This is a genomic window from Galbibacter sp., assembly GCF_035306585.1.
Taxonomy (GTDB): domain Bacteria; phylum Bacteroidota; class Bacteroidia; order Flavobacteriales; family Flavobacteriaceae; genus Galbibacter.
Genome location: NZ_DATGNU010000047.1, coordinates 1 through 4,845, shown reverse-complemented (window position 1 = coordinate 4,845; position 4,845 = coordinate 1). Strand labels below are relative to the sequence as shown.

At 41.1% G+C, this 4,845-nt stretch carries 4 protein-coding genes and 2 tRNA genes; 1 reads left to right on the top strand and 5 read right to left on the bottom strand.

The window, feature by feature from the left end; genetic code table 11:
• Positions 1–296: 296 nt before the first annotated feature.
• From VKY50_RS05615 to proS, 5 genes are all read right to left on the bottom strand, one after another.
• Positions 297–1,229 (bottom strand): peptidylprolyl isomerase, encoded by a 933-nt coding sequence (locus VKY50_RS05615; protein ID WP_324299729.1) that lies wholly within the window; start codon positions 1,227–1,229, stop codon positions 297–299.
• 115 nt (positions 1,230–1,344) lie between these two features.
• Entirely contained in the window at positions 1,345–1,596 is a 252-nt protein-coding gene (gene rpsT, locus VKY50_RS05610; protein ID WP_324299727.1) for a 30S ribosomal protein S20, read from the bottom strand.
• A 61-nt stretch (positions 1,597–1,657) separates the two neighbouring features.
• Positions 1,658–1,729, bottom strand: a tRNA-Glu gene (locus VKY50_RS05605).
• A 56-nt stretch (positions 1,730–1,785) separates the two neighbouring features.
• Positions 1,786–1,857 (bottom strand) — tRNA-Glu (locus tag VKY50_RS05600).
• A gap of 85 nt (positions 1,858–1,942) precedes the next feature.
• On the bottom strand, positions 1,943–3,418 hold the full coding sequence (gene proS, locus VKY50_RS05595; protein ID WP_324299725.1) for a proline--tRNA ligase: 1,476 nt from the start codon (positions 3,416–3,418) through the stop codon (positions 1,943–1,945).
• Positions 3,419–3,517: 99 nt separating this feature from the next.
• Here proS and VKY50_RS05590 point away from each other — a divergent pair, with 99 nt between their 5' ends.
• Positions 3,518–4,696, top strand: a complete 1,179-nt coding sequence (locus tag VKY50_RS05590) for a hypothetical protein (protein ID WP_324299723.1) — start codon at positions 3,518–3,520, stop codon at positions 4,694–4,696.
• Positions 4,697–4,845: the final 149 nt, after the last annotated feature.

Below are 4,845 nucleotides of genomic sequence, written 5' to 3'. Positions count from 1 at the left end.
AGTATAGCTCTCGGGAATTTGTAATCTCCCGATTGGATATTTCATGGATTCTAGATCTTGTTTTGCCATATCGCAAATATAACAAACCCAAATTGGGAATAAGCATCAAGTCCAAGCAAATTACTCTTAAAATTTACTCCTATACTCCTTATATTTTTATGCAAAGAAAATCAATCACACCATGACAGCTTTAGCGCATAAACGTCCTTGCTAGGTGCCGACAAAAAAACGGAAGATCCTTTTATAGAAACTTCCGTTTTTTAATATTTTATGTATGTGATTAACCTTTAAAGGAACTATTTCACTTTCATAAGCTCCACATCAAAGATAAGAATGGCATCTGGTGGAATAACTCCGCCAGCACCGCGAGAACCATATCCTAGGTGTGAAGGAATCACAAAGCGCGCTTTATCCCCAACTTGTAACAGCCCAACACCTTCATCCCATCCAGAAATCACCTGACCAATACCTAAGGTAAAGTCAATAGGTTGCTTTCTAGCGTATGATGAATCGAATACCCGTCCATCCTGAAGTTGTCCTTTATAATGTACCGATACCATTTTTCCCTTTTCTGCTTTAGGGCCATCCCCTTTTTGAATGATTTTATAGCGAAGCCCAGAATCAGTACTTTCAAAACCAGCCGCTAACTTATCCAAAGCCTCTTCCGCTTGTTTTTTAGCCGCTGCTATCCTTTTTTCTCGTGCTCCTTCGAAGGTTCTAAAAGCTTCAATGGCATTCCACTTCTCTGCCTGTTCCCCAACTCGAACTATCGTAAGGGATTCCAGTTTATCACCTTGCTCTATGGCATCCACTACTTCTTGTCCACTTTCCACAAATCCAAAAACGGAATGTTTATCATCCAACCATGGTGTTGCAACATGGGTGATAAAGAATTGAGATCCATTGGTACCAGGGCCTGCATTTGCCATTGATAGTACTCCAGGTTTATCGTGTCTTAGTTCTGGATGAAACTCATCATCAAACTTATACCCAGCATCTCCAGTTCCAGTTCCAAGTGGACATCCTCCTTGAATCATAAAGTCATTGATAACTCTATGGAAGTTTAAACCATCGTAATAAGGTTGCCCTTGTGGTTTTACGCTGTTTTCCATATTTCCTTCTGCCAAAGCTACAAAGTTCCCAACTGTACCTGGCGTTTTATCGTGCGTCAACTTTACCAAGATCTCCCCTTTAGTGGTTGCAAATTTTGCGTAGATTCCGTTATCCATACGTTCTTTTTTTTTAAGATCACTCCCATGGTTGTGGAGCAATAATTGTACTTTAAATAAAAAAAGCCCCACGTTTATGCGGAGCTATTTTAAACCTATAAAATTATGAACCTGATTAAAGAGCGTTTACCCTTTTAGTCAAACCAGATTTTAAGTTCCCCGCTTTATTTGCGTGGATAATATTTTTCTTAGCCAATCTATCAATCATTCCAGATACGGAAGGCAATAAAGCTTCTGCTTCACTCTTATCCTCGATCCCACGTAATTTCTTAATTGCATTACGCACGGTCTTATGTTGATATCTATTTCTCAAACGAACGGCTTCGTTTCTTCTAACTCTCTTTAATGCCGATTTGTGATTTGCCATCTTACTACGTTATAAAATTTTTACAAATGTACAGATATCTATCTGCTTAATTGTTTACCTGTAGTCCGTAGGGGAATCGAACCCCTGTTACCAGGATGAAAACCTGGCGTCCTAACCCCTAGACGAACGGACCATTAATCATTGTGAAACTCTTTATTTCACCGTATTTTAAAGAACAATTTTCCTTAGTAGTCCGTAGGGGAATCGAACCCCTGTTACCAGGATGAAAACCTGGCGTCCTAACCCCTAGACGAACGGACCATTATTTTCTCAATTGCGGATGCAAAAATACAACTATTTTTAAATCATGCAATAGTAATAATTAAAATTTTTTAAAAATTTGAAATTAGTACGCTTTTGCAAAGAGAACGCGCCTTTTCGAAGGCTTCCCTGTTAGTATACAACGGCCATTTTCATCCTTAGCATCTAATGCGATACAACGGATGCTTGCTTTGGTTAATTCTTTTATTTTAGCTTCGGTTTCGGCAGTTCCATCCCAGTGCGCTAACAAAAAGCCACCTTTGGTCTCTAATAAGGATTTAAACTCCTCGAAGGTATCCACTGCAGTGATATGAGCATTTCTGTAATCCAGTGCTTTTTGGTATATGTTCTCCTGTATTTGGATCAGTAGTTCCTCTATGCGATCTACTACCTTATCCATAGCCACAGACTCTTTGGTCATGGTATCTCTACGGGCCACTTCGAAGGTGTTATTCTCCATATCACGCATTCCAATGGCCAGTCGAAGAGGCACCCCTTTAAGTTCATATTCGTTAAACTTCCAACCTGGCTTTTGAGTATCCCTATCATCAAATTTCACCGAAATCCCTTTCGCTCTCATTTGCTTGATAAATGGTTGTACGCGCTGGCTAATAGCATCGAGTTGTTCTTGCCCTTTGTAAATCGGAACAATGACCACTTGAATTGGCGCAAGTTTCGGCGGCAATACCAAACCATTATCATCACTATGGGTCATAATTAGCGCCCCCATCAACCGTGTAGACACTCCCCATGAGGTCGCCCAAACATGTTCTTGTTTCCCTTCACGATTAGCAAACTTCACATCGAATGCCTTGGCAAAATTCTGCCCTAAAAAGTGTGAAGTACCCGCCTGCAGCGCTTTACCGTCCTGCATCAAGGCCTCTATACAGTACGTCTCTAATGCTCCCGCAAATCGTTCACTATCGGTTTTGGTTCCCTTGATCACTGGAACCCCCATAAAGTTCTCAGCGAAGTCCGCATATACGTTCATCATTTGTTCGGCCTCCTTGATCGCTTCTTGCTTGGTTTCATGAGCCGTATGCCCTTCCTGCCATAGGAACTCAGCAGTTCTTAAAAACAAACGGGTTCGCATTTCCCAACGCACCACATTGGCCCATTGATTGACCAAAATGGGTAAATCACGATAGGACTGCACCCACTTTTTGTAGGTATCCCAAATGATGGTTTCCGAGGTAGGTCTTACAATAAGTTCTTCTTCTAATTTCGCTTCTGGATCCACCACTACTCCTGCGCCGTTTTCATCATTTTTTAAACGATAATGAGTCACTACAGCACATTCTTTAGCAAAGCCTTCTACGTGATCGGCTTCCTTACTTAAAAATGATTTTGGTATAAATAACGGGAAATACGCGTTCTGGTGTCCGGTTTCTTTGAACATACGGTCAAGTTCTGCTTGCATCTTTTCCCATATGGCATACCCATAGGGCTTAATGACCATACAACCTCTAACTGCAGAGTTCTCAGCCAGATCCGCTTTTATAACCAGCTCGTTATACCATTTAGAATAATCCTCTTCTCGAGTCGTTAAATTCTTTGCCATGTTACTGTAGTTTGGCACAAATCTTGTACCTTAGTTAAATGAAATGAATAGTTTGGCAAAACTAACTATTTTTGTTATGTTCAACAATAAAAAATTGCAATGATGAAAACACCATATACACGTTCTAATTTTAAAGCATACGCGGTCGTTTTTGTCATCGGCATGCTCTTGAGTTCTTGTGGCTCATACCAACAAGCAACCTATGGAAATACTGATGGCATCTATTCAGACAATGACCAAGGCACCTATAGAGAATCTGCACCACAGAGAAGACAAACGCAAAGCAGTGATCAAAATGTTGCTAATCCTGTTGTGATCAGTGATTATGAAAGCTATTTTGGCAATCAAGCGGAGGCCTTAGATCAGGCAATGGAATATAGACAAGCAAATGAAATTTTCACGGATGTCGATAGCTATAGCAGTACCGATGTTGATAGCACAGCAATAGTTCAACAATACATCGATAATTACAAAGGCGGAAATCCCGGTTGGGGAGATAACCCTGAACAAACCATCGTAAATGTATATAACAACTTTGGTTGGAGTGGTTATTATGGTTGGAGTGGATACTACGGCTATGGAGGTTATTATGGATGGGGTGGCTATTATGGCTACAATTACTACAACCCTTTTTGGGGCCCTTCCTATTACGGATGGGGTTGGGGCATCCCATATTGGGGTTACCGTTATAGAGGTTATTACAGCCCTTATTACGGTTATGGTCCCTATTATGGACATTACTACTATCCATACCATAGACCTTATTATTCAAGAAGTTATGCGTACTCAAACTCCAGAAGAGGGTATTACGCTCGAACAAGCACAGCCGTTAATAGATATACCAGAACAGCTGCTAGGACAACTGATGGGTATTCTAGAACCTCTAGAGGATATTCAAGAAATACAGATGGATACCGACAGGGTCAAAGAACCAGCACTAGAAATAGTGGCTATTCCAACTCTTCCCGTGTTGGGGTAGATGGAAGGTACAGCAGAAATCCAGGGTATTCGACAAGAAACTCCTCCAGAGCAAATGACAATGCTACCTATTCCAGAAGCAGTCGTAGTAGCAACAATACCTACAACAGGTCTCGCTCTACAAACGCTAATAGAAATTCAACCTATTCAAGGTCGAATTCCTCTAGAAGAAGCTCCAATACCTATTCTAGGCCTTCCACACGAAGTAGTGGAAGCACGTATTCGAGATCTTCAGGCAGCTCCACTAGGAGTAGTAGCGGTATGCGAAGTTCAGGCAGTAGAAGCAGTGGCCGAAGATAATTGTTAACTAAAAAATCACCCATGAAAAAATATATTTTAACCATAGCAGTCCTTTGGGCAGCAGGCTCAACATATGCTCAAAATAGACACGATGTTGCCCTATATGCAGACGATGATTTAAACGGAACCGCGCGTTTTCAAAGTATGAG